The organism is Paranoxybacillus vitaminiphilus, assembly GCF_003259935.1.
GTDB classification, from domain to species: Bacteria; Bacillota; Bacilli; order Bacillales; family Anoxybacillaceae; genus Paranoxybacillus; species Paranoxybacillus vitaminiphilus.
This window is the reverse complement of sequence record NZ_QLMH01000003.1, coordinates 163,774-187,260: the sequence shown is the minus strand read 5'-3', so window position 1 is coordinate 187,260 and position 23,487 is coordinate 163,774. Positions and strand designations below refer to the sequence as shown.

Annotated in this window: 24 protein-coding genes; 7 read left to right on the top strand and 17 right to left on the bottom strand. The window is 41.3% G+C overall.

What is annotated here, in order from left to right; translation table 11 throughout:
* Positions 1-11 precede the first annotated feature (11 nt).
* Positions 12-971 (bottom strand): 6-phosphofructokinase, encoded by a 960-nt coding sequence (pfkA, locus tag B0I26_RS05785; protein ID WP_111644513.1) that lies wholly within the window; start codon positions 969-971, stop codon positions 12-14.
* 134 nt (positions 972-1,105) lie between these two features.
* On the opposite strand from pfkA, the gene B0I26_RS18810 reads away from it, so the two are divergent.
* The gene (locus B0I26_RS18810; protein ID WP_281268683.1) at positions 1,106-1,240 is read left to right on the top strand and encodes a hypothetical protein; all 135 of its coding nucleotides are present in this window, start codon (positions 1,106-1,108) and stop codon (positions 1,238-1,240) included.
* Here the strand turns inward: B0I26_RS18810 and accA are convergent.
* The 5 genes from accA to B0I26_RS05760 form a co-directional block, all read right to left on the bottom strand.
* A complete protein-coding gene (gene accA, locus B0I26_RS05780) occupies positions 1,228-2,205 on the bottom strand; it encodes an acetyl-CoA carboxylase carboxyl transferase subunit alpha (RefSeq protein WP_111644512.1) in 978 nt (325 codons plus the stop codon). The genes B0I26_RS18810 and accA overlap by 13 nt on opposite strands.
* On the bottom strand, positions 2,190-3,062 hold the full coding sequence (gene accD / locus B0I26_RS05775) for an acetyl-CoA carboxylase, carboxyltransferase subunit beta (RefSeq protein ID WP_111644511.1): 873 nt from the start codon (positions 3,060-3,062) through the stop codon (positions 2,190-2,192). The genes accA and accD overlap by 16 nt, the downstream gene beginning before the upstream one ends.
* 90 nt (positions 3,063-3,152) lie before the next feature.
* Entirely contained in the window at positions 3,153-3,764 is a 612-nt protein-coding gene (locus B0I26_RS05770; protein ID WP_111644510.1) for a FadR/GntR family transcriptional regulator, read from the bottom strand.
* A 211-nt stretch (positions 3,765-3,975) separates the two neighbouring features.
* A complete protein-coding gene (locus tag B0I26_RS05765; RefSeq protein WP_111644509.1) occupies positions 3,976-5,205 on the bottom strand; it encodes an NAD(P)-dependent malic enzyme in 1,230 nt (409 codons plus the stop codon).
* A 96-nt stretch (positions 5,206-5,301) separates the two neighbouring features.
* Positions 5,302-8,649, bottom strand: coding sequence for a DNA polymerase III subunit alpha (locus B0I26_RS05760; RefSeq protein WP_111644654.1), 3,348 nt, complete (start codon positions 8,647-8,649; stop codon positions 5,302-5,304).
* Positions 8,650-8,770: 121 nt separating this feature from the next.
* Between B0I26_RS05760 and B0I26_RS05755 the strand changes: the two genes are divergently transcribed.
* Complete coding sequence (locus tag B0I26_RS05755) at positions 8,771-9,112, top strand: YtrH family sporulation protein (protein ID WP_111644508.1); 342 nt, start codon at positions 8,771-8,773, stop codon at positions 9,110-9,112.
* Positions 9,109-9,612, top strand: coding sequence for a sporulation membrane protein YtrI (ytrI, locus tag B0I26_RS05750; protein ID WP_111644507.1), 504 nt, complete (start codon positions 9,109-9,111; stop codon positions 9,610-9,612). Before B0I26_RS05755 ends, ytrI begins: the two co-directional genes overlap by 4 nt.
* Positions 9,613-9,638: 26 nt before the next feature.
* Here ytrI and B0I26_RS05745 read toward each other — a convergent pair whose 3' ends face one another.
* The gene (locus tag B0I26_RS05745; protein WP_111644506.1) at positions 9,639-10,583 is read right to left on the bottom strand and encodes a DHH family phosphoesterase; all 945 of its coding nucleotides are present in this window, start codon (positions 10,581-10,583) and stop codon (positions 9,639-9,641) included.
* 156 nt (positions 10,584-10,739) lie between these two features.
* On the opposite strand from B0I26_RS05745, the gene B0I26_RS05740 reads away from it, so the two are divergent.
* Entirely contained in the window at positions 10,740-11,051 is a 312-nt protein-coding gene (locus tag B0I26_RS05740; protein ID WP_111644505.1) for a YtpI family protein, read from the top strand.
* A 41-nt stretch (positions 11,052-11,092) separates the two neighbouring features.
* On the opposite strand, the gene B0I26_RS05735 is transcribed toward B0I26_RS05740, so the two are convergent.
* Both B0I26_RS05735 and B0I26_RS05730 read right to left on the bottom strand, forming a co-directional pair.
* Positions 11,093-12,406, bottom strand: coding sequence for a CBS domain-containing protein (locus tag B0I26_RS05735; RefSeq protein WP_111644504.1), 1,314 nt, complete (start codon positions 12,404-12,406; stop codon positions 11,093-11,095).
* A gap of 422 nt (positions 12,407-12,828) precedes the next feature.
* The gene (locus B0I26_RS05730) at positions 12,829-13,509 is read right to left on the bottom strand and encodes a metal-dependent hydrolase (RefSeq protein ID WP_111644503.1); all 681 of its coding nucleotides are present in this window, start codon (positions 13,507-13,509) and stop codon (positions 12,829-12,831) included.
* A 154-nt stretch (positions 13,510-13,663) separates the two neighbouring features.
* On the opposite strand from B0I26_RS05730, the gene B0I26_RS05725 reads away from it, so the two are divergent.
* Complete coding sequence (locus B0I26_RS05725) at positions 13,664-14,758, top strand: M24 family metallopeptidase (protein WP_111644502.1); 1,095 nt, start codon at positions 13,664-13,666, stop codon at positions 14,756-14,758.
* 115 nt (positions 14,759-14,873) lie between these two features.
* Here B0I26_RS05725 and ald read toward each other — a convergent pair whose 3' ends face one another.
* The 4 genes from ald to B0I26_RS18225 form a co-directional block, all read right to left on the bottom strand.
* A complete protein-coding gene (ald, locus tag B0I26_RS05720) occupies positions 14,874-15,995 on the bottom strand; it encodes an alanine dehydrogenase (RefSeq protein WP_111644501.1) in 1,122 nt (373 codons plus the stop codon).
* Positions 15,996-16,116: 121 nt separating this feature from the next.
* Positions 16,117-16,488 (bottom strand): hypothetical protein, encoded by a 372-nt coding sequence (locus B0I26_RS05715; RefSeq protein ID WP_111644500.1) that lies wholly within the window; start codon positions 16,486-16,488, stop codon positions 16,117-16,119.
* Positions 16,489-16,540: 52 nt separating this feature from the next.
* Positions 16,541-17,299, bottom strand: a complete 759-nt coding sequence (locus tag B0I26_RS05710; protein WP_111644499.1) for an SDR family oxidoreductase — start codon at positions 17,297-17,299, stop codon at positions 16,541-16,543.
* 238 nt (positions 17,300-17,537) lie between these two features.
* Positions 17,538-17,696, bottom strand: a complete 159-nt coding sequence (locus tag B0I26_RS18225) for a hypothetical protein (protein WP_181502738.1) — start codon at positions 17,694-17,696, stop codon at positions 17,538-17,540.
* Between the two features lie 120 nt (positions 17,697-17,816).
* On the opposite strand from B0I26_RS18225, the gene B0I26_RS05705 reads away from it, so the two are divergent.
* Entirely contained in the window at positions 17,817-18,272 is a 456-nt protein-coding gene (locus tag B0I26_RS05705) for a universal stress protein (protein ID WP_111644498.1), read from the top strand.
* Between the two features lie 93 nt (positions 18,273-18,365).
* On the opposite strand, the gene argH is transcribed toward B0I26_RS05705, so the two are convergent.
* Together argH and B0I26_RS05695 are read right to left on the bottom strand one after the other, a co-directional pair.
* A complete protein-coding gene (argH, locus tag B0I26_RS05700) occupies positions 18,366-19,739 on the bottom strand; it encodes an argininosuccinate lyase (RefSeq protein WP_111644497.1) in 1,374 nt (457 codons plus the stop codon).
* On the bottom strand, positions 19,736-20,944 hold the full coding sequence (locus B0I26_RS05695; protein WP_111644496.1) for an argininosuccinate synthase: 1,209 nt from the start codon (positions 20,942-20,944) through the stop codon (positions 19,736-19,738). The genes argH and B0I26_RS05695 overlap by 4 nt, the downstream gene beginning before the upstream one ends.
* Positions 20,945-21,148: 204 nt before the next feature.
* On the opposite strand from B0I26_RS05695, the gene B0I26_RS05690 reads away from it, so the two are divergent.
* Positions 21,149-21,463, top strand: a complete 315-nt coding sequence (locus tag B0I26_RS05690; RefSeq protein ID WP_111644495.1) for a hypothetical protein — start codon at positions 21,149-21,151, stop codon at positions 21,461-21,463.
* A 60-nt stretch (positions 21,464-21,523) separates the two neighbouring features.
* Here the strand turns inward: B0I26_RS05690 and B0I26_RS05685 are convergent, their stop codons facing one another.
* Together B0I26_RS05685 and B0I26_RS05680 are read right to left on the bottom strand one after the other, a co-directional pair.
* Entirely contained in the window at positions 21,524-22,036 is a 513-nt protein-coding gene (locus B0I26_RS05685) for a MogA/MoaB family molybdenum cofactor biosynthesis protein (protein WP_111644494.1), read from the bottom strand.
* Positions 22,037-22,133: 97 nt separating this feature from the next.
* Positions 22,134-23,324 carry an acetate kinase gene (locus B0I26_RS05680; protein ID WP_111644493.1) on the bottom strand — a complete coding sequence of 397 codons (1,191 nt, stop codon included), beginning with the start codon at positions 23,322-23,324 and terminating at the stop codon, positions 22,134-22,136.
* Between the last annotated feature and the right edge of the window lie 163 nt (positions 23,325-23,487).

Sequence of the window (23,487 nt, the reverse complement as noted above, 5' to 3'; positions counted from 1 at the left end):
TACCATACTTTTTAAATTGAAAGTTCTTTTGACAGTTCATACATTTTTTGTTCGACTGTATGTTTTTGTGCTAATGCTTCAATAATGTCATGGTCAACAATTTGATTATTTTGAATTCCAACGCAGCGTCCACCTTTTCCTTCAAGAAGCAATTCAACTGCACGAGCGCCTAACCGGCTTGCTAATACGCGGTCGAATGCCGTTGGTGAGCCGCCTCGCTGCACATGGCCTAAAACCGTCACACGCGTTTCAAATCCTGTTGCTTCTTGAATTTTCTGGCCAAATTCTACTCCGCTGCCGACACCTTCAGCGACGATAATAATACTATGCTTCTTTCCGCGCTCATGACCGCGCTTTAAGCGAGCAACAATGTCATTCATATCATAATCTGCTTCCGGAATTAAAATTGTTTCCGCACCGCCGGCTAATCCGGCCCATAAGGCAATATCTCCCGCATGACGTCCCATTACTTCAATGACATATGTACGCTCATGGGACGTAGCTGTATCACGAATTTTGTCAATCGCATCAATGACTGTATTTAATGCTGTATCAAAGCCAATTGTAAAGTCTGTTCCTGGAATGTCATTATCAATTGTTCCCGGCACACCGACACAAGGATAGCCATGTTCTGTCAACTTTTTTGCTCCTTGATAAGAGCCGTCTCCACCGATTACAACTAATCCTTCAATACCATGTTTTTTCAGTTGTTCAATCCCTTTTAATTGTCCTTCCAATGTCTTAAATTCTGGACAGCGTGCTGTATACAGCATCGTGCCGCCGCGGTGGATAATATCGCCGACATCACCGACCTCTAGTTTTTTAATATTCCCGGAGATAAGACCTGCATATCCATGATAAATTCCAAAAACTTCAACACCGTGATAAATTGCCTTTCGCACAACAGCACGAATCGCAGCATTCATACCAGGAGAATCGCCGCCGCTTGTTAATACACCTATTCTTTTCATTTTTGCTCACCTCATCTGTTTTATTCTATTCGTCTAAAAGAAGTCTGACCTCATACATCAAAAAAGCTGTTGATACTTTATAAAATAACATGAAGAACAAGTTGAAAACAATAGAGAAACAGGTGTTTTACAAAATGTTTAAAATGATAAAAAACTGGCTCATGACAGTAGACGTCTTCAAACGGCTGCATCATAAAAATAAATCATTATGCCATTTAGAAAGACAAGCCTTTACTGTTGAGCCAGCTTCTTCCGCTTATTTCACATGAACATATTCATTTAAAAAAGTATATTGACCGATTTGTTTAAATTTCCGGTAGCGATGCTGCACCAATGCCTCACCATCGAGCTGCAGCAGCTCTTTTAACGATTTTTTCAAAACAACATCTATTTCTTTCGCTTGTTGATCGACATTGCGGTGCGCCCCGCCCCTTACTTCTGGAATAATTTCATCGATGACGCCGAGCTGTTTTAAATCAGGCGCGGTAATTTTCATCGTTTCTGCTGCCCGGCGCGCCTGTGAGGCATCTTTCCAGAGAATCGCAGCTGCTCCTTCAGGCGAAATAACAGAATAGGTAGAGTTTTCGAGCATATGAATATGGTTCCCAACCCCAAGTGCCAGCGCGCCCCCGCTTCCTCCTTCACCAATCACAATGCAAACAACTGGAACTTTTAAGCCAGCCATTTCAAATAAGTTTTTCGCAATCGCTTCACTTTGTCCCCGCTCTTCCGCCGCTTTTCCAGGATAAGCTCCTTTTGTATCAATAAAACAAATAATGGGACGGTTAAATTTCTCCGCTTGTTTCATTAAACGCAGCGCTTTGCGGTATCCTTCAGGATGAGGCATGCCAAAGTTGCGGCGAATGTTTTCTTTTGTATCTTTTCCGCGCTGATGTCCAATAACCGTTACAGGCAGCCCATGGTATTTCGCTACTCCTCCGACAATGGCTGCGTCATCGCCAAAGCAGCGGTCACCGTGGCATTCAAGAAAGTTGGTAAATAATCGTTCAATGTAGTCAAGCGTTGTCGGTCTGTTCGGATGGCGGGCGATCTGCACTCGGTCCCAAGGACTTAAATTGGCGTACGTCTCATTTTCCAATTTTTCCAGTCTTGTTTCCAGCTTTTCAATTTCCGCTGAAAGATCAACATCTGTCGTTTTCGCAAACTCCTTCAGTTCGCTAATTTTTTTCCGCAATTCAATAAGCGGCTTTTCAAATTCTAATTCTCCCACCATTCCCCTTCACCTCCCGCTTTGTGAATATCTAATAAATTCGTTAGCGTTTCTTTCAAGCTGTGACGATGAATAACAGCATCAAGCTGTCCGTGTTTCAGTAAAAACTCCGCCGTTTGGAAGTCTTCCGGCAGTTCTTCGCGCACCGTCTGCTCGATGACTCTTCGTCCGGCAAATCCGATTAACGCTCCCGGCTCAGCAAAATTATAATCGCCAAGTGAAGCGAAACTTGCTGATACCCCGCCTGTCGTTGGATGGGTCATCACAGAAATAATGAGCCCGCCCTGTTCGCTAAACAGCTTTAAAGCCGAGCTCGTTTTCGCCATTTGCATTAAACTTAGCACACCTTCTTGCATACGTGCTCCCCCGGAAGCAGTAAAAATAAGAAACGGAACCCGGAGCTCCATCGCTTTCTCAATCGCCCTCGCAATTTTCTCACCGACAACAGACCCCATGCTCCCCATGCGAAAACGAGAATCCATGACAGCAATGACAAGAGGGTAGCCGTTGATTGTCCCTTCACCTGTGACAACCGCTTCATTGAGCTTTGATTTTCGGCGATCGGCTTCAAGTTTCTCCAAGTAATCCGGAAAGTTTAATGGATTTTCCGAAATCATGTTCGCATCGTATTCTTTAAAGCTGCCTTCATCAAGCAAACTTGCAATTCTTTCATGCGCCGGCATCGGATGATGATAATTACAGTTCATGCAAACACGCAAGTTTTTCGTCAACTCTTTCGTATACATAATTTTTTTGCATTTCGGGCACTTCGTCATAATTCCTTCAGGAACGTCTTGCTTTGCTTGCTCAGAAGGAATGGTGGCATATTTCTTTTTCTTCGTAAATAATTCTTTGAGCAAGTCAGTTCTCTCCTTCTCTGTCAATTTTACAAGATAGCTTATTTTACTACTTTATACGAAATGGACGAGATTTTTTGTAAAAGCTTGTCGCTACCGTTTCGACAATTGTTTTACAACATGTTCCTCAAACAGCATGAACAATGCCGTTTCGTTTCGTGATTCTAAAGCTGCGAACATATTTTCATAAAACAAATGCGGCATATCGACAGCTGTTTTTTCAAGCTTAAAAAAGTCATTCAACGCTAACCAAATTCGCATCAACAAATAATTTTGTCCGGCGTTAGTGACCCATTTAAAAAATGTTTCATAATCAATCTTTTTTTGTTCAATCATCTGCTTTAAAGCTGCCAATTCGCTTTCATTGCAGCGCTGACAAGCCAGTTGCAAACATATTTTTTCAATAAGCAATTTCGTTTCGATTAAATCCGCTTTTGCCTTCTCTCCTTGTAAAATAAACGTTCCAAGCAAACTGACAAGCTGGTGCTCACCGAACTCCTTTATATATGTACCTTCCCCTCGGCGCGTTTCAATAATGCCAAGAAGTTCAAGCGCCCGCAACGCTTCCCTGACAGAAGACCGTCCGACATTTAAACGTTCCGACAGCTCCCGTTCAGAAGGAATTTTATCACCGGCAACAAGCCCATCCTCTTCAATCAAGCGGCGAAGTTGTTCCAAAATTTCAATGTAGACTTTAGAAGCCATGTTGTATCATCACTCGCTTTATTCTGTTCTAATCCTAATCGTTCGTAAGACTGCTGCCTATAAGGCGGCAGTCTGCGGATAATAAGCACCGATTATTCCACTAAATATCATCTGGAGAATTTGTCTAGATTCAGCGCACGGATTTATTCTGTTCAATAGCCTTTCCTCTCAAGAATAGCAGGCACCTTTGACCCTCTTTTTTTCATCCCCATTATATAATCGCTGCTAATTGACGGGTTTTCTTTGCCACATCTTCGGGGTTGAGGTGAATCCTTGCAACTCCTGTTTCCATCGCCGCTTTGGCTACCGCAGCTGCTACGGCAGGTGCGACCCGGGGATCGAACGGAGCAGGAATAACATAATTAGGACTCAACTCTTCTTCCTTAATTAACGAAGCAATCGCCTCGACAGCAGCAATCTTCATTTCCTCATTAATCTGTGTTGCACGAACATCTAAAGCCCCCCGGAAAATTCCCGGGAATGCCAGCACGTTGTTTACTTGATTTTGATAGTCGGAACGTCCGGTTCCTACTACTTTTGCCCCGGCATCGATTGCATCTTCCGGCATAATTTCCGGCGTCGGATTCGCCATCGCAAAAATGATTGGATTTTTATTCATGGTGCGGATCATTTCTTTTGTTAGCGCTCCTGCAACAGATACTCCGATAAAAACATCTGCACCTTTCATCATTTCCTCTAAAGGTCCTTCCATTTTTTCCGGGTTGGTTATATTTGCTACTTCCTCTTTCATTTCATTCATTCCATACGGTCTTCCGGCAAAAATGGCTCCCTTTGAATCACACATAATCAAGTTGCGAACTCCGTAATGATAAAGCAGCTTTACAATCGCAGTGCCGGCAGCACCAGCTCCGTTAACAACGATCTTAATTTCCGTTATCGATTTTCCAACAATCTTTAAAGCATTCAACAAGCCGGCTACAGTTACAATAGCTGTCCCGTGTTGGTCATCATGAAAAACTGGAATTTCCAGCTCCCTTTTCAATCGTTCCTCAATAATAAAACAATCGGGTGCTCCGATGTCCTCTAAGTTAATACCGCCAAAAGTCGGCTCCAAAAGTTTTACCGTTTGCACGATTTGCTCAGCATCCGTTGTATTTAAGCAAACAGGAAAAGCGTCAACACCGGCAAAACTCTTAAATAAAACAGCTTTTCCTTCCATAACCGGCAATGCTGCATCAGCTCCAATATTCCCCAAACCTAACACGGCTGTGCCGTTAGATACTACAGCGACAGTATTTCCTTTCATCGTGTAGTCATATACTTTCTCTCGATCGCCGTAAATCTCCCTGCACGGCTCAGCAACACCGGGAGAATAGGCTAAGCTCAGCTCCCTTGCATCGGTGATTGGAAATTTCGCTTTCACTTCTAATTTTCCTTGATGGTTTTTATGAATCTTTAACGCTTCTTCACGCAATGACAAAACGGTTCACTCCTTAATCTTTTTACACTCCCGACTGGTCTGACCACTTAACATTTATAACAATATAACAAAATCCATAAATATAGTAAAGCATTATTATTTTACGGCAACATATTCCGCTCCGAGCAGTTCTCTTAATCGTTCTAAACATTCATTCGTGAGGTTAACAGCATAGTCTTCTGAAAGTTTTACCGTTCTTTTTTCGTGCTCATAGTAAAGAAATACAGAATATGGACCAGGATATTGTTGTAAAAGCGTTTTTAACGTTGCTAGTTTTCCAGCCGCCATATGGTGCGGACTAATTTTTAAGTAAAGAGAACGTTCAGCTTCGTTCAATTCCTCCATCGTCCATATTTGTTTAACAACAAATTGCAAATGCCCTTGACGAATTTCTGCTTTCCCTTGAAACAGTAAAACGGCTCCTTTACGCAATTGCTGCCGGTAGCGATTGTATACATCAGGAAAAGCGACCGCCTCCGTTTCCCCGCTTTCATCGCCAATTGTAAAAAATGCCATTTCTTCTCCCAATTTTGTTCTCGTTTTTCTTTCTTTGGCGATATAAGCACCAACACTTATTTTTGGCTTTCCTAAAGCCTTTGCCATATGCGAAATCGGCAGCGCGCCGAACGCCTGAAAACGCTTGATATATGGAGAAACAGGATGACTTGATAAATAAACGCCAAGCAGTTCTTTTTCGTGTTTTAATTTTTCATCTTCCGTTAAAGGTTCGGCATTTACATATTTCGGTTTTAGCGCAAACTCTTCAGCAAATAAATCCCCTTGTCCATCTTCAGGCCGCACAAGCTCCGCATGCTCGAGGGCAACATCTAAGCTGGCCAGCAATGAAGCACGTTCGACTCCGAACTCATCGAAGCAACCGGAAAGCACAAAAGATTCCAGCATCTTTCGATTGATTGTTTTTGGCGATAAACGAATGCAAACGTCAAACAAATCAGCAAACGGACGTCTTTTTCTTTCTTGAATAATCGCTTTCACAGCAGCGGCGCCAACGTTTTTTATCGCCGTGAGGCTGTAACGGATTTTTCCGTCTTCAATGGAAAACGGATAAAAGCTTTTATTGATAGAAGGTGGTAAAATCGCGATATTTTTTTGTTTTGCTTCAAGAATATATTGGGCCACTTTTTCCTCATGACCAATAACGCTCGTTAGTAATGCGGCATAAAAGTATAAAGGGTAATTTGCTTTTAAATAAGCGAGCTGGTAAGCGATCATGCTGTAAGCGACGGCATGGCTCCGGTTAAATCCGTAATTGGCAAAGCGGACAATTAAGTCATATATTTCCTCGGCTGTCTCCTTGCTATAGCCTTTTTCCATGCATCCTTTTACGAAATGCTCTCTTTCCTGATCAAGAATGTCTTTTTTCTTCTTTCCGACCGCACGGCGCAGCAAATCTGCCTGTCCTAAAGAGAAACCGGCCATTTTCGCAGCGATTTGCATAATTTGCTCTTGGTAAATGAGCACCCCGTAAGTGGATTTTAAAATCGGCTCTAAATCAGGATGCGGATAAGTAACGGTTTCTTGACGATGTTTTCGTTTAATGTATACAGGAATGTAATCCATCGGACCTGGACGATATAAAGCATTCGCTGCCACGATATCTTCAAATTTGGACGGCTGCAGTTCTTGTAATACTTTTCTCATTCCTTCCGATTCTAATTGGAAAACGCCTGTCGTATCCCCGCGGCTTAACAGAGCGTATGTTTTTGCATCATCGAACGGAATCGCCTGTAAATCAAGCGTCTTTCCTGTTTTGTGCTTAATAAGCGTACGAACGTTTTCAATTAAAGTTAGCGTGCGCAACCCAAGGAAATCCATTTTTAACAGTCCTAACTCTTCTAAAATATCCATCGGGTATTGCGTTAAATAAATTTGCTCGTAGCCTTCTTGCAGCGGAACGATATCACTTAGCGGCTGCTCGCTGATCACAATGCCGGCTGCATGCGTTGATGTATGGCGCGGAAGCCCTTCAATTTTCAGCGCCGTTTCAAAAATTTTTCTGGCAAGAGGTGACTCTTTCACCGCCCGTTGCAATGAAGAAGATTGTTCATACGCTTCCCGAAGTGTAATTCCAAGCTTGTTCGGAACCTGCTTTGTCAAAAAATCAATTTCATTCTTAGAAGCCCCCATCACCCTCCCAATGTCACGCAGCGCTGCTTTTGCTGCCAGAGTACCGAACGTAATAATTTGTGCGACATGCTGCTTTCCGTATTTTTTCACTACATATTGAATCACTTCGTCGCGGCGCTCATCAGGAAAGTCAATATCAATGTCAGGCATGGAAATACGTTCCGGGTTTAAAAATCTTTCAAAAAGCAATCCATATTTAATCGGATCTACATTAGTAATATGAAGCACGTAAGCAACGAGAGAACCGGCAGCCGAACCGCGCCCCGGTCCTGTTAAAATCCCTTGTTCATGAGCAAATTTCATAAAATCCCAAACAATTAAAAAGTAGTCGCTAAAGTTCATTTTCTTAATGACATCTAATTCGTACTCAAGACGTTTTAAATAAACATCCTCAGGCTGCCAAAAACGTTCATGCAGTCCTTTCAGGCAAAGCTCGCGCAAATAATCATGAGCTGATTGATTCGCCGGCACTGGATATTTCGGCAGCTTTATTTTCCCCATCTCAATTTCTACGTTGCATTGTTCAGCAATCCGCACTGTATTTGCGACCGCTGACGGACAATGGCGGAACAAATCGATCATTTCCTTGGCCGGTTTTAAATAATATTCATTGCTTTGAAGGCGCGGCCGGTTTTCGTCATCAAGTTTCACACCGTGTTTAATCGCCAGCAAACAATCATGGACGAACGCATCTTCTTTATTTACATAGTGAACATCGTTTGTAGCAACAAGCGGGGTCTTCGTTTCCTCGCTCAAGCGAATTAACTCCATTTGTAAATCTGTTTCATCATTTAGTCCGTGGTTTTGTAGTCCTATGTAAAATTGTTCGCTTCCAAATAACTGTTTATAAGTTGTTAATACATCCATTGCCTCTGTAAATTGCTTTTGCAAAAGCAATGATTCAATGCATCCATTCATTCCGGGAGTAATGGCTATGAGTCCCTCAGTGTAGTATCGCAGCCATTTTTCGGGAATCCCGTCCGGAGTTTTCGTCTGAATCACACTGCTGATTTTCAATAAGTTACGATACCCTGTTTCACTTTTTGCTAATAAAACTAACGGGAATGATGGTTGCTTGCGTTCAAGCACAATGTCCGCAATCATGCCAATAATCGGTTTAAGTCCGTATTTTTTACATTCTTTATAAAAAGGAATGACACCATATAGTACGTTTTCATCTGTTAACGCAAGAGCATTAAATCCAAGTTCGCTCGCCCTTTTGACGATCTCTTCAATTTTTGCCGCGCTGTTTAACAAACTGTAAGCACTGCGTACATGAAGGTGAACAAATGACAATGTTCTCCCCACCTTTTTACACTCTTTTCCTTCATTATAGTGAATGACCGTTTTTAAAAGCAAAACATACTTCATCGCGGTTGTCCATATACATATTATTAGTGAAAGGAATGAGTGACAAATGGAGATTAAAGTGGCGTTTTTACCAGCTTTTATTCAAAGCTATTTTATCGCTTTAGGAGTGCTGTTAGGCGGGTCATTAATCGGAGGGTTTGGCGCCTTTTTGACAGGTGAGCCGCCGCTAGCAACGATCTATCGGTTTGCCAACAGCTTAAAAATTTGGGCGCTTATTTCAGCCATCGGTGGAACATTTGATACGTTTTACAGCGTAGAACGCGGACTTTTCCAAGGTGAAACGCGCAATATCATTAAACAAATGCTTCTTATTCTCTCAGCCATCGGCGGGGCACAAACCGGTGTCATTATCATTACATGGCTCACACAGGAGCATGGTTCTTCATGAGAATTCCTCCTTATCACCGCGATAAAACATGGCAGCGCTTTTTCGCCGGAATGGCTGTGGGCGCCGTTATAAGCTGGCTTGTATTTTTGCAGTTGTTTGGGATTTTGCAAGAAAAACAAGTGCGGCAAATAGCGAAGTTGAAAGACGAGATTATCGATTTGCAAAACGATATTCAAATTTGGCAGCAAGATTATATTCAATTAAACAAAGAGAATAAAAAGAAGTTAACCATTCAAGATATTAAAATCAACATTATTAATGCCGAACAATATAAACTCGATTCTTATACAAAATTCCGCATTGAAGAAAGCATAAAAAATGATATTTCCCATCTCATTGCCAAAGACATTGAAACTGCATATAAAAGCAAAGAACTGCTAAAAAAAACGATTGAAAATAAAACATTTCAAATCGATGACCGACACTACAAAGTAGAAATATCCGAATTATTTTTATTTACTACATTATCGATTGACTTAAAAATAAAACAAGGGGTCTGACCCCCACCGCGTTAACGCAGCGGGGGTCAGACCCTGCAAACAGCTTCTAAATCGGCAAGTACGTTATCGACTTCATCCCATGAATAAATGGAAGCGCCTGCCGCCAGCGGATGGCCTCCGCCTTTATATTTCTTTGCCACTTCGTTAATAACAGGACCTTTTGAACGAAGACGAACGCGAATTTGATTGTCTTCTTCGACAAAAAATACCCACGCCACAATTCCTTCAATATTGCCGAGAATACCGACCAGTTGAGACGCTTCTGAAGGAGATACGTTATACTCTTTTAAAAGGTCTTTGGAAATAATCATAGAAGCGACGCCTGCTTCGGATATTTTAAAGTTTTGCAGCACATACCCGCTTAAATGAGCAACATTTAGTTTTGTACGATATAACCCATCATATATCTCTGTAAACGAAATCCCATATTCAATAAGCTCGCTTGCATATTTAAACGTTTTTGGATTCGTGCTCGGGAAAAGAAAGCGTCCTGTATCACCAACAATCCCTGCATAAATTAAACGTGCCGCTTCCTTTGTCATGACTAATCCATGCTCTTTTCCCATTAAATAAAACTCATAAATCATTTCACTACAAGAGCTTGCTGTTGTATCGACCCATAAAATGTCACCGTATGCATCTTCATTTGGATGATGATCAATTTTAATCAATTTTTTCCCAAGATTATAGCGCTGATCACATATCCGTTCTTGGTTAGCCGTATCACAGACGATGACTAAAGCATTCTCATACGCTTCATCTGGAATGTGATTCATTCTTCTTAAAAAGTTCAGCGATTCTTCTTCTTTTCCTACTGTATAAATATTTTTTTCAGGAAAAGACGCTTTTAAAATTTCTGCTAACCCCCCTTGTGAGCCATAAGCATCAGGGTCAGGTCGAACATGACGGTGAATAATAATGGTGTCAAATTGCTTAATTTCCTCTAAAATTTGCCATACTTTTTCTTTCATGTTTTTCTCCTCTTTACAGAATGAATTTTTTATTAAAATCATATCACATAGTTAATAGGAAAATCATTTTTCTGCTGTCTAAAACCGTACATGGCTAGAATTCTGCATCATTTCTTTGTACAATGAGTAAAGAGACTGAACATGGAGGTTGCACATATGCCTGTATTTGTTATTTTGATTATTTTTTCGCTCGCTTTTTACATTTATTACAAATTAAAATACTTTCGCAGCAACCGCCCGATGGAACGCCGCTGGATTTCCGCCAAGTCGAGCATTGCCCTTGGAGCGTTCGTCTTTTTCTTTGCCATTAATCAATTTTTTATTCACCAAACAACGATTTCGCTCATTGTTGGTATCGTTTTCTTGCTCGTTGGCGGCGGCAGTGCATGGGCTGGAATTCGTGCCTATAAATATTATTTGCCACTTGTCATCGAAGAAGCGCAACAATTAGGAAAAAACGGGGGGTGAGCTTCCCCGTTTTTTCTTCATGTTCATGTGGCTCCGCTTTTTCAGCGGTCAATTAATTGGCACATCATCATCGCTTTGCCAACGACCATTCCCTCGTTATAAACTTCGACATCTACCTTTCCAAATTTCCGCCCGATTTCCAACAATTTCGGTTTAATTTCAACTGTGCTATCGATTTGTACCGGCTTAATAAAATAAATCGTAATATTCTCTACCACTAAATCTCCTTTTTTGTAAAGACGGAGCGCACGAGTTGCCGCCTCTGTAACTATCGTTGTAAACACACCATATGAAAGAGTACCTAAATGGTTTGTCATTTGCGGCGTAATCCTGCAACGGAATATGTCTTCCTTTTGGTCGCTTTCTATTTCAAGAAACTGACTCGTAATAATATCATCAATGGTCTCACCGACTTGCGGCTGACGCTGAATCATTTGCAGCGCTTTTAAAACATCCTGACGGCTTATAATGCCTTGCAAACGATTGTTATCATCAACAACCGGCAATATTTCGATTCCTTCCCATACCATCATATGAGAAGCAGAGGCAACTGACGTTTTTCCGCTCACAGTAATCGGATTTTTCGTCATTACCTTTTCAATCGGCAGCTGCCGATCTTGCCCCATTATATCTTTCGCCGTTACAACTCCCTGCACTTTCAGCTGTTGGTCCACTACCGGGAAACGCCCATGCTTCGTTGTCTGGTTTAGCTCATACCATTTATCCACTTTATCAGAAACTTGTAAATATACCGTTTTTTCTAGCGGCGTTAAAATATCTTCGACAAGAACGATTTCTTTTTTAATCAGCTGATCGTAAATGGCACGGTTAATCATCGTTGCCACTGTAAACGTGTCATAACTTGTTGAAATAATGGGCAGCTGCAATTCGTCAGCTAATTTTTTGACATGTTCTTCCGTATCAAAGCCGCCCGTAATTAAAACAGCCGCTCCTGCTTCCAAAGCCAGTTGATGCGCTTTTGTCCGGTTCCCAACAATTAACAAATCACCCGCTCCTGTATAGCGCATCATTGCTTCTAATTGCATTGCCCCGATCACAAAGCGGTTTAACGTCTTATGAAGCCCTTCACGCCCTCCAAGAACTTGGCCGTCAACGATGTTAACAACCTCGGCATAAGTCAGCTTTTCAATATTTTCCTTCTTTTTCCGTTCAATGCGAATCGTTCCGACACGCTCAATCGTGCTTACATATCCTTTATTTTCAGCATCTTTAATCGCCCGATATGCCGTTCCCTCACTCACACCCATTTCCTTGGCAATTTGCCGGACAGAAATTTTTTCTCCAACCGGAAGGCTATCAATATATTGTAAAATTTGCTCATGTTTTGTCGCCAAAGTTTCTTCACCCTTTAAACATGATGTCTATTTTTCATTATAAAGATGAATGTGAGCGGATTCAATGAAACCAGGTTATCATTCTTAATAAAAATCTTAAACCATGTTAAAAATGTTTATTCGCTAATGTTAGGCAACGTTGACGCGAATCGGGTGTGTCTACCCTATTCGTAAACGCGTTTGGAGATACTTTTTGATCATCTGATACACGGCGTTCACACCTGCATGAATGAGTTTTGTATGAAAATGAACATTGATTTTAACTATAAATAAGTACTTTTCATTTTTGGCAAAAAAGAAGAGGCCGACCAAACAATGTGTCAGACCCCGCAGCAAAATGATAGGACCATAACATCGAATAAAGGAATTTACAGTAGAATGCACTTGAGGTCAAACATTTGTGGATCAGCCTCTTCCTATCGTTATAGTTCAATACTTTCTCCAGCTTTTAATATTTTTCCAATCCCTTCATTTAACATAGCGACAAATTTTTCTGGATCTTGTTCAATGACTGGAAACGTATTGTAATGAATCGGCACAACCATTTTCGCCTGAAGCCATTCCGCCGCAAGAGCCGCGTCTTCCGGTCCCATCGTAAAGTTATCGCCAATCGGCAAAAATGCGACATCAATTTGATTGCGTTCACCAATTAACTTCATATCTGAGAACAATGCTGTATCTCCCGCATGATAAATCGTTTTGCCTTCAGCAGAAAACAAAATTCCACATGGCATACCTGTATAAATAATTTGTTTATTTTCATCAACATAGCTGGAGCCATGGAATGCCTGCGTTAATTTTACCTTTCCAAACTCAAACTGATGCGCTCCGCCAATATGCATCGGATGAGCATGAACTCCTTGCCAGCTCAAATACGTAGCTAATTCATAAGGAGCAACGACAAGCGCATTATTGCGAAGAGCAAGGTCGACCGTATCGCCGACATGGTCGTTATGCCCATGCGTCAATAAAATAACATCCACTTTTACATCTTCAGCTTTTAAATCCGTTGCCCCGTTTCCTGTAATAAACGGATCAATAAAAATCGTTTTGCCTCCTGTTTCGATTTTGACAACAGAATGACCATGGTACGTAAGTTTCAATGCAAACCTCCCCTTTCTTTGCTAAAATTCCCGCTTATACGTTTCGACATGGATTAACTATTTCCTTCTTTTCAATTATGTCCGTCAATTAGTTTACATGCAAGCCGATTATTGATACTCTGAAAGTAAATGCTCAATAAAAGGATGTGAAAAAATGAATCAACGATTGCAAAATCTTTCTATTTGGTTAAAGGAACACGACATTTCCTTTGCCTTTATCACATCAACACCAAACGTTTTTTATTTAAGCAATTTCCATAGCGATCCGCATGAACGTTTGCTTGCTTTAGTCGCTTTTCCGGATAAAGAACCGCTTTTAATTTGTCCGCAAATGGAAGTATTGCAAGCAAAGCAAACCGGCTGGATCTACGACGTGATCGGCTATAGCGATATAGACAATCCGTGGGAGCTTATCTCGAAGTATATAAACCATCAGAACATTCACGTTAGCAAAATTGCCGTTGAAAAAAGCCATTTAACAATGGAACGCTATGAACAAATACATACTTATTTCCCGGGTGCTTCATTTTTGAATGTCGAGGAAAAGTTAAGAGAGCTGCGAATGATTAAAGATGAAACAGAAATTGCAATTTTACGCCAGGCAGCAGAACTTGCCGATTTCGGCGTAGAAACAGGAGTGAAAGCGCTCGCCGAAGGAAAAACGGAATTGGAGGTTATTGCAGCCATCGAGTTTGAATTAAAGAAAAAAGGCGTAAGAGAAATGTCATTCGCAACGATGGTACTGACAGGTGAAAAAACAGCTGCTCCACATGGGGTACCGGGATTAGCCCGCATTAAAAAAGGAGATTTCGTGTTATTTGATTTAGGAGTTGTACTTGACGGCTATTGTTCCGATATTACAAGAACGGTCGCTTTCGGTGAAGTAACCGGACAACAAAAGGAAATGTATGAAACAGTATTAAAGGCACAGATTGCAGCGATTCGCACCTGCAAGCCGGGCGTAGAAATTGGCCAAATTGACAAAGCTGCAAGAACAGTGATTGAACAAGCGGGATACGGCGAATATTTTACACACCGCGTCGGCCATGGATTAGGTATTGACGTTCATGAATACCCATCAATGAACAGCACAAACACAACGCCATTACAGCAAGGAATGGTCTTCACTATCGAACCGGGCATTTATGTTCCTGCTATCGGTGGTGTGCGAATTGAAGATGATGTGTTTATTACAAAAGACGGGGTAGAAATTTTAACGAAATATCCAAAAGAACTTCAAATTATATAAATGTGAAAAGAGGCTGTCTCAAGCAAAGGTTTAGACCTCGTAACCGCCATATATCGTATACGACGATTGTGATGGTGCGTGAGGCTAAACCTTTCAAAGCAGCCTTCTTCTATATTTACATCTGTTCTAGCAATGTTTTTGCATCCTCATATGTCAAACCATGAGCCTCTGCCACCGCCGCATAGGTGACATATCCATTTAGCGTATTCATTCCTTTTAACAATGCCGGATTATCTAAACATGCTTTTTGATATCCTTTATTGGCAATTTGCAGCGCATACGGAACCGTTACATTTGTCAATGCAAACGTCGATGTGCGGGGAACAGCGCCAGGCATATTCGCAACGGCATAATGAACAACACCATGTTTTACATACGTTGGATTGTCATGAGTTGTCACTCGATCGGTTGTTTCAAAAATGCCTCCTTGGTCAATCGCAATGTCAACGACAACTGAGCCCGGAGTCATCGATTTAATCATTTCTTCTGTTACAAGCTTAGGTGCTTTTGCTCCAGGAATAAGCACAGCGCCAATCACTAAATCAGAATCCTTCACCGATTCGGCAATATTATAAGAATTGGACATGAGCGTTGTCACGTCATTTCCGAAAAGATCATCCAACTGACGAAGCCGCTCCGCATTTAAATCGATAATCGTCACTTCCGCCCCGAGACCAACTGCCATTTTGGCCGCGTTTGTTCCTGCTACGCCGCCGCCGATAATCGTCACTTTACCGCGTCTTACTCCCGGCACGCTTCCAAGCAAAATTCCTTTTCCGCCTTTTGTTTTTTCCAAAAATTGCGCGCCAATCTGTACCGACATCCGCCCCGCTACCTCGCTCATCGGCGTTAACAACGGAAGCGAACCATTCGAAAGCTGCACGGTTTCATAAGCAATGCCGACTACTTTATGATCAATTAAAGCTGTCGTTAACTCCGGTTCTGGCGCTAAGTGCAAATACGTGAATAAAATCAAACCATCACGAAAATAACGATATTCCTCAGGAAGCGGTTCTTTTACTTTCATGACCATCTCCATTGACCATGCTTCTTCTGCTGTCTCAACCATTTTTGCTCCTGCCGCTGCGTACTCTTCTTCAGAAAATCCTGAACTCTTTCCGGCATCTTTTTCGATATATACTTCATGTCCTGCTTGAACTAAAGTCATCACTCCAGCCGGCGTAATCGCGACACGGTTTTCATTATTTTTTATTTCCTTTGGAACACCAATTTTCATCGTGTTTCCTCCTAAATTAACGCTTTTTTATAGCATATCCATAACCGTTTGATATGGAAACTAATCAACGTGAAATTTATCTTAAACCGTTAATTCTAAACGAAGGGAGAAGGTGATTGGTTCAATGATTATCTTTCTCCCATCTCCATGTAAATAAACGTCCATGATCATCCAGCCAACGCACATCTAAAAACTGAATATTTTTATATCCTTTATTTTGCAAACGAGCAACCATTTCTTCTGCCTTTATTCCATGGTGAAGATGAAGCTGTTGATAAAATAACATCAGTTGTTTTCTTGCTTGCCTGTCTTCAAGTTCATTTCCATTTATTTTACACATATAATTTGCCGGCAATGCATATTCACATTCCACTTTCTGATAATCAGCAACAAGTTTGATTTTAAACAAACTGCCTTTGTGAAAATCAGCTGCCCCAGCAAACGGGACTAACCAAAGTGAACATATAATCAACAATAAGACATAATTTTTCATAAAAAATCACCTCATTCATTAGAATGAGGTGGTTTTTGGAAAAATATTCATATTATCGATATCGATGAATGACATCTAATCCGCCTGTTATTTCAATGACCGTACCTGTGATCATATCAGAATCTTCCTCGCATAAAAACGCGACAACACGTGCAATATCTTCCCCTGTGCCGGAACGGCCGATCGGTGTCGTTGTGTCTTTAAACAGCCGCGAGTAAGCAATTGTCGCCTCTTTCATTTCTCCTAAAATATTTCCAGGGCAAATCATATTTGCCGTAATGCCATATTCTGCTTCTTCTACAGCAATCGTTTTTGTCAATGAAACAAGACCGACCTTTGCCGCGCTAAACGCCGAGCGATGAAGCCATCCAGGCGCGCTTTCCGCTCCTTGAAAACCATATGTAATAATGCGCCCAAACCGTTGCTTTCTCATAATCGGAATTGTCTTTTTAAACAGATGAAATACTGCGCTCAAATTTCCTTCAATCATCTCATACCATTCATCATCTTCATAGTCAGCCAATTTTTTCCGTTCAAAAATGTAAGGACCGGCATTGTTAATTAAAAAATCAATTCTGCCAAAACGATTGAAAGCCTCATCTACTAAACGATGCAAATCTTCTTTTTTTGTTACATCTCCTTGAACAAACTGCAACCGTTCCGAAATATGGCCGTATTTTTCTTTTAATGACTGGACTGCGTTCTCATCACTTCTATAATTGACAGTCACAGAGTATCCTTTTTCAAGCAACTTCTCCGTTACTTTTCTTCCCAATCCTTTTGTTCCAGCAGTGATGAGGGCATGCCGCACAACAACTCCTCCTCATAATTCTCTTTATATCCTTACTTTACTATAAAAATGCGATAAGAACATGTTTTGTGCTCAAAAAAATCGGGGCTGTCTCAAAAATTCATGGTCAGCCCCGCAAGCAACACAAAATGTGTGTGGTGCATTATATACTGCAGTGAGAGCAAAACAGTCTCCATTTTAACATTTTTTCCGAGAAGTCTCCCTCCTCTAAGTGAAGTATAGGTGGGAGAGGTTCATTTTAATCAAGCTCAAGGGTTTGTCGTTCCTTTTTGCGATAATGCGGATTTTCAATATACTCACGATCGACCATGCCGCTGTGGTAAGCACTAGCAATTTGCTGGCTAATCTCCAATGCTGCTTCTTCGTCATAATAGAAAATTTCACGTTCTCTTTTCAATCACCTTCACTCCTTTTTTTCGCAAAAATATTGTTACGTACTTAGTTTTTTTTTATTTCCAAAAATGTTATACTATAATTATGAGTAACATTTATATCCAATATAGGGGGAGATGGGGATATGAATATGGCTTATAAGAAAATTTTAGTAGCGGTAGATGGTTCAAAAGAGGCTGAATGGGCATTTAAAAAAGCGATTGAAATTGCGAAACGAAATGATGCAAGCATGATTCTTTCTCATATTATTGATGTTCGCAATTTAGCGACAATTGAAGCATACGATCGCTCAATCATGGAACGCTCGGAAAAATATGCTAAAGAGCTTTTAGAAAACTATAAGAAGCAAGCTCTTGAAGCCGGGGTAAAAGAAGTGATAACTGACATCGAATACGGTTCACCAAAAGTGAAAATCGCAAAAGAAGTAGCCCCAAAATATGAGGCTGATTTAATCGTTTGCGGTGCAACTGGCCTTAACGCAGTAGAACGTTTCCTAATCGGAAGCGTATCCGAGCACATTACCCGTTATGCAAAATGCGATGTGCTTGTTGTAAGAACAGAAAAAGAATTAGAGGAATAAAACAAGAGGACAATCCAAAAGGCGAACATTCGCTCAACGGATTGTCCTCTTTTTATTATCTTTCCTCATCCCCCATTGTTATCTGTGCGCTTGTTAACGCAAAAGCTTTTTTGCTTTTTCAATTGCCTTACGAACTTCAGCAAATCCTGTTCCGCCTGCACTATTGCGGCGATTAACTGCTGTATATGGATTTAATGCTTCGTAAATGTCCGCTTCAAATAATTCCGATGCTTTCTTATATTCAGCAAGCGGTAAGTCAGCTAAGAAAATGCCTTTTTCAATGCATGTTAAGACTAATTTACCGACAATTTCGTGCGCCTCGCGGAAAGGCACCCCTTTTGCCGCCAAGTAATCAGCAAGCTCGGTTGCATTGGAGAAATCTTGTTTTGTTGCTTTCTCCATGACAGCAGCATTGACTTTCATTGTCGCAATCATACCAGTAAAAATTTTCAAAGAACCTGTCACCGTTTTGACCGTATCAAACATTCCCTCTTTATCCTCTTGCATATCTTTGTTGTAAGCAAGAGGCGTTCCTTTCATGACCGTCAACAAGGCAAATAAGCTTCCGTATACCCGTCCTGTCTTGCCGCGAATCAATTCAGCCATATCGGGATTTTTCTTTTGCGGCATAATGCTGCTTCCTGTTGCAAACGTATCATCCATTTCAATAAATTGAAACTCTTGGCTTGACCAAAGAATTAGCTCCTCACAAAAGCGCGACAAATGCATCATAAGGAGTGAGCTATTGCTTAAAAACTCGATAATAAAATCACGGTCGCTTACCGCATCAATGCTGTTTTCATAAATTCCGTCAAACCCGAGAAGTTCAGCCGTTAAGCGGCGGTCAATCGGAAATGTCGTCCCAGCTAAAGCACCTGCGCCAAGCGGTGATTGATTAATGCGCTTTAATGATTCTGTAAAACGCTCGCGATCACGTTCAAGCATCCAAAAATATGCCATTAAATGATGCGCAAATGAAACGGGCTGCGCCCGCTGTAAATGCGTATAGCCGGGAATGATTGTTTCAACATGCTCCTCCGCTTTCTCCACAAGCACGGTTTGCAGCTCTTTAATCAGTTCAATAATTTCATTCACCCGCTTGCGCAAATATAAATGCATATCTGTGGCGACTTGATCGTTGCGGCTTCGTCCCGTATGCAGTTTTCCGCCGACAGGGCCGATTTCGTCAATCAACATTTTTTCGATATTTAAGTGAATATCTTCATACGCTATCGAAAACTCAAGCTCGTGCTTTTTCGCTTTTTCCAACAAAGTAAGCAGTCCCGATTTAATTTTCTCCACGTCTTCTTTTGGCAAAATGCCGCATTCTCCAAGCATCGTCACATGGGCGATGCTTCCTTCAATATCTTCCTCCACTAATTCTTTATCAAAAGGGATCGACGCGCCAAACTCGTCGACCCACTCTTCTGCTGTTTTCGTAAAACGTCCGCCCCAAAGTTTTTTCACACGTTCACCTTCTTCTTATTGTTGACCATGCTGTACACTTTTGTCGGCAAGCCGAATAGAGAAATAAAGCCGACAGCCGCTTGATGGTCAAACTCATCCTCTGCTGTATATGTCGCCAGTTTTTCATCATATAATGAGAATTCAGATTTACGTCCTTCAATAATCGCATGACCTTTAAACAATTTCACACGCACAACCCCTGTCACGTTCTTTTGCGTTTCCTTCAAGAAGGCTAACAGCGCGTCTTTGAGCGGCGAGAACCATAAACCATTGTAAATCACTTCCGCCAGTTTTTGTTCGATAAGCGGCTTAAAGTGAGCCACTTCTTTTACAAGCGTCAAGTCCTCCAACTCTTTATGCGCTTTAATTAATGTGATTGCTCCAGGACATTCATATACTTCACGGGATTTAATACCGACAAGGCGGTTTTCCACATGATCAATGCGGCCAACGCCATGCTTTCCGGCAATCGCATTCAACTCAAGAATGAGCTTTGCTAATGAATATTCTTTGCCGTTTAACGTTTTTGGCACACCTTGTTCAAAACCGATTTCAATCATTTCCGGCACATCCGGCGTATTTTCAAGAGACGCTGTTAATTCGTATGCCTCTTCCGGCGGAGCCGCCCATGGGTCTTCTAAAATACCGCACTCGTTGCTTCTTCCCCATAAGTTTTGGTCAATTGAAAACGGACTGTCCAAATCGATCGGAATCGGAATATTATGCTTTTTCGCATATTCAATTTCTTCTTCACGCGACCAGCTCCATTCACGTACCGGCGCAACAACATCTAAATTCGGGTTTAATGCTTTAATTGATACTTCAAAGCGCACTTGATCGTTTCCTTTTCCTGTGCAGCCGTGTGCGACCGCTACCGCCCCCTCAAGCTCGGCGATCTCCACTAATTTTTTGGCGATTAACGGGCGGGATAACGCGGAAACAAGCGGATATTTTCCTTCATAAAGCGCATGCGCCTGCAATGCTACTAATGCATATTCATTGGCAAATTCTTCTTTGGCGTCAATCACATAAGACTTAACCGCTCCGACTTTCAGCGCTTTTTCCTTAATAAAATCAAGGTCTTTTCCTTCACCGACATCAAGGCAGCAGGCAATCACGTCATACCCCCGCTCCTGAAGCCACTTAATTGCAACAGATGTATCTAAACCGCCAGAATAAGCTAACACAATCTTCGGATTTGCCATCGTATTCTTCCCCTTCCATACAATTCACATAAATATACTTTTGTTTTAATATTTATTCATATAATATAGCTTTACTTTATCAACTTTTTAATAAAATTTCAATACTTATTCATTAAAAAGTATAAAAATACTAGCATACAAAAATGGTTCTTTTTCTTACTTTTTTGTAAAATAGAAATAGGTGATGGAGATGGGGGTTTAACAATGAAAAATTTGTTTATTTACGATGAACGTTTAGGCATTCCGCTTCCTAAACTAAAAAAGGAGTGGGAAGAATATAGCGAATCTGAACAGCACGCAATATTACTTCATTGGGAGAAAATCCGCGGCAAAATTCCCGATCGAATTGTTGAACTTGAAAGGCTGATTAATCAAAAACAGGCAGAGCTGGGAGAAGAAAATGATTTTGTGCGTTCATGCGCATTAAATTCGGAAATAGCCGAATTGGCTTCGATTATTAATGATTTGTGGATTTGGTACCGCATGAACCAAACGGTGTCTTCGCGAATGCATCAATAAGACTATGAGAACGGCAAAAGGCGGCTCCAGAAAGAAAGACCGCCTTTTGCCTTTATAAATCTACAAATCTTTTCTGATTTCGCGGATGACATGACCAATTTCCGGCAAAATCAATTTCGTCATCGCCAGTTTCACAGCCCCTGTCGATCCCGGAGTAGAAAAAATCGCCGTATCATTGGCAACGCCAGCAATTGCCCGCGACAATATCGCCGCTGAACCGATATCTTCTGTGTAGCTCAACATCCGGAACAACTCGCCAAAACCGACGATTTCCTTTTCGATGATTTCTTTTACCGTTTCAATGGTTACATCTCTTCTCGCGATTCCCGTTCCGCCGTTTGTTAACACCGCATCGATGTTTCGATTTGCGCAGCCGGCCAAAATCGCTTCACGGATCGCCGTTTTTTCGTCTTTCACAATTTCATAGTCAATCACTTCATGCCCTGCTTCTTTCAAGAGCTGCATCATTAGCTTTCCGCTCTTGTCTGTATCCGCCGTTCTCGTATCGCTAATCGTAATCACTTTGCATTTTACACGGCGCGGGGCTTCTTTTTTATGTTCTGTAACACTCATATGCATCCACCCTTTAATAAAACAAGTATATTAATTTTAGTATACAAAAAAGGCCAGACGTTTAAAATCGTCTAACCTTTGATCTTTGATTTCTTTATTATAAATTTGCCAATCTCACCACATCGCGGGCAATCATTACTTCTTCGTTTGTTGGAATGACTAATACTTTAACAGGTGAATGCGGATAGCTGATAAATGCTTCTTGTCCACGTACTTTGTTCAGCGCCGGGTCCCAGTAAACGCCCATAAACTCAAGGCCGCGCAATACTTTTGCACGGACGACGTCACTGTTTTCACCAATGCCTGCCGTGAAAATAATCGCATCGACACCGCACATGCGCGCTGCATAAGAGCCGATATATTTATGGATGCGGCTTGCAAACACTTCTAACGCCAACTCAGCGCGCTCATTTCCTTCTTCCGCTGCTTTTTCAATGTCGCGCAAATCGCTTGAGAAACCAGAAATACCGAGCATGCCGCTCTTTTTATTTAAAATCTCGACGACTTCTTCTGCCGTTTTACCCGTTTTTTCCATGATATATGGAATTAACGCAGGGTCAATGTTACCAGAGCGGGTTCCCATCGCTACACCTGCAAGCGGCGTGAATCCCATGGACGTATCAATGGATTTTCCGCCTTCAACAGCAGCGATACTTGCTCCGTTTCCTAAGTGGCATGAAATTAAGCGCAATTGCTCAATTGGACGGCCCAGCAATTCAGCAGCGCGCTGTGTGACATATTTATGCGATGTTCCATGGAACCCGTATTTACGAATACCAAATTTTGTATAATATTCATACGGCAAGCTATATAAGAATGATTGTTCAGGCATTGTTTGATGGAACGCCGTATCAAATACCGCAACAGCCGGAACATTTGGCAAGATTTCCTGGAATGCCTTAATGCCGACAATGTTTGCCGGGTTATGCAACGGAGCTAATTCCGATAGCTCTTCAATCTCTTTTAATGTTTCATCCGTAATAAGAACAGAATCGCTAAATTTCTCACCGCCATGTACAACGCGGTGTCCAATTCCATCAATTTCATCAAATGATTGAATGATTCCTAAACTTATTAATTTATCAAGCAACAATTTAACGGCAACAGCATGATCTGGAATAGACGTTACTTCTTTGATTTTTTCACCGTTTACCGTAATATTAAAGATCGCATCTTCAAAGCCGATTCGCTCGACTACCCCTTTTGTCAACACCTTTTCGCTAGGCATTTCAAACAACTGAAACTTAAGGGAAGAACTGCCGGCGTTAATAGCCATAATTTTTGACATGTTCCTAAGCATCTCCTTTAATGTGACACTACTCTTATTTTGTACAATTCAATGAATTTCAATATACCTTTTTCATTTTATGCATGTTTTCTGCACATTTTCAAGCACGTTCTTATTATGTAATCGTTTGCAATACAGATGTTTTTATATTTTGAAATATAAA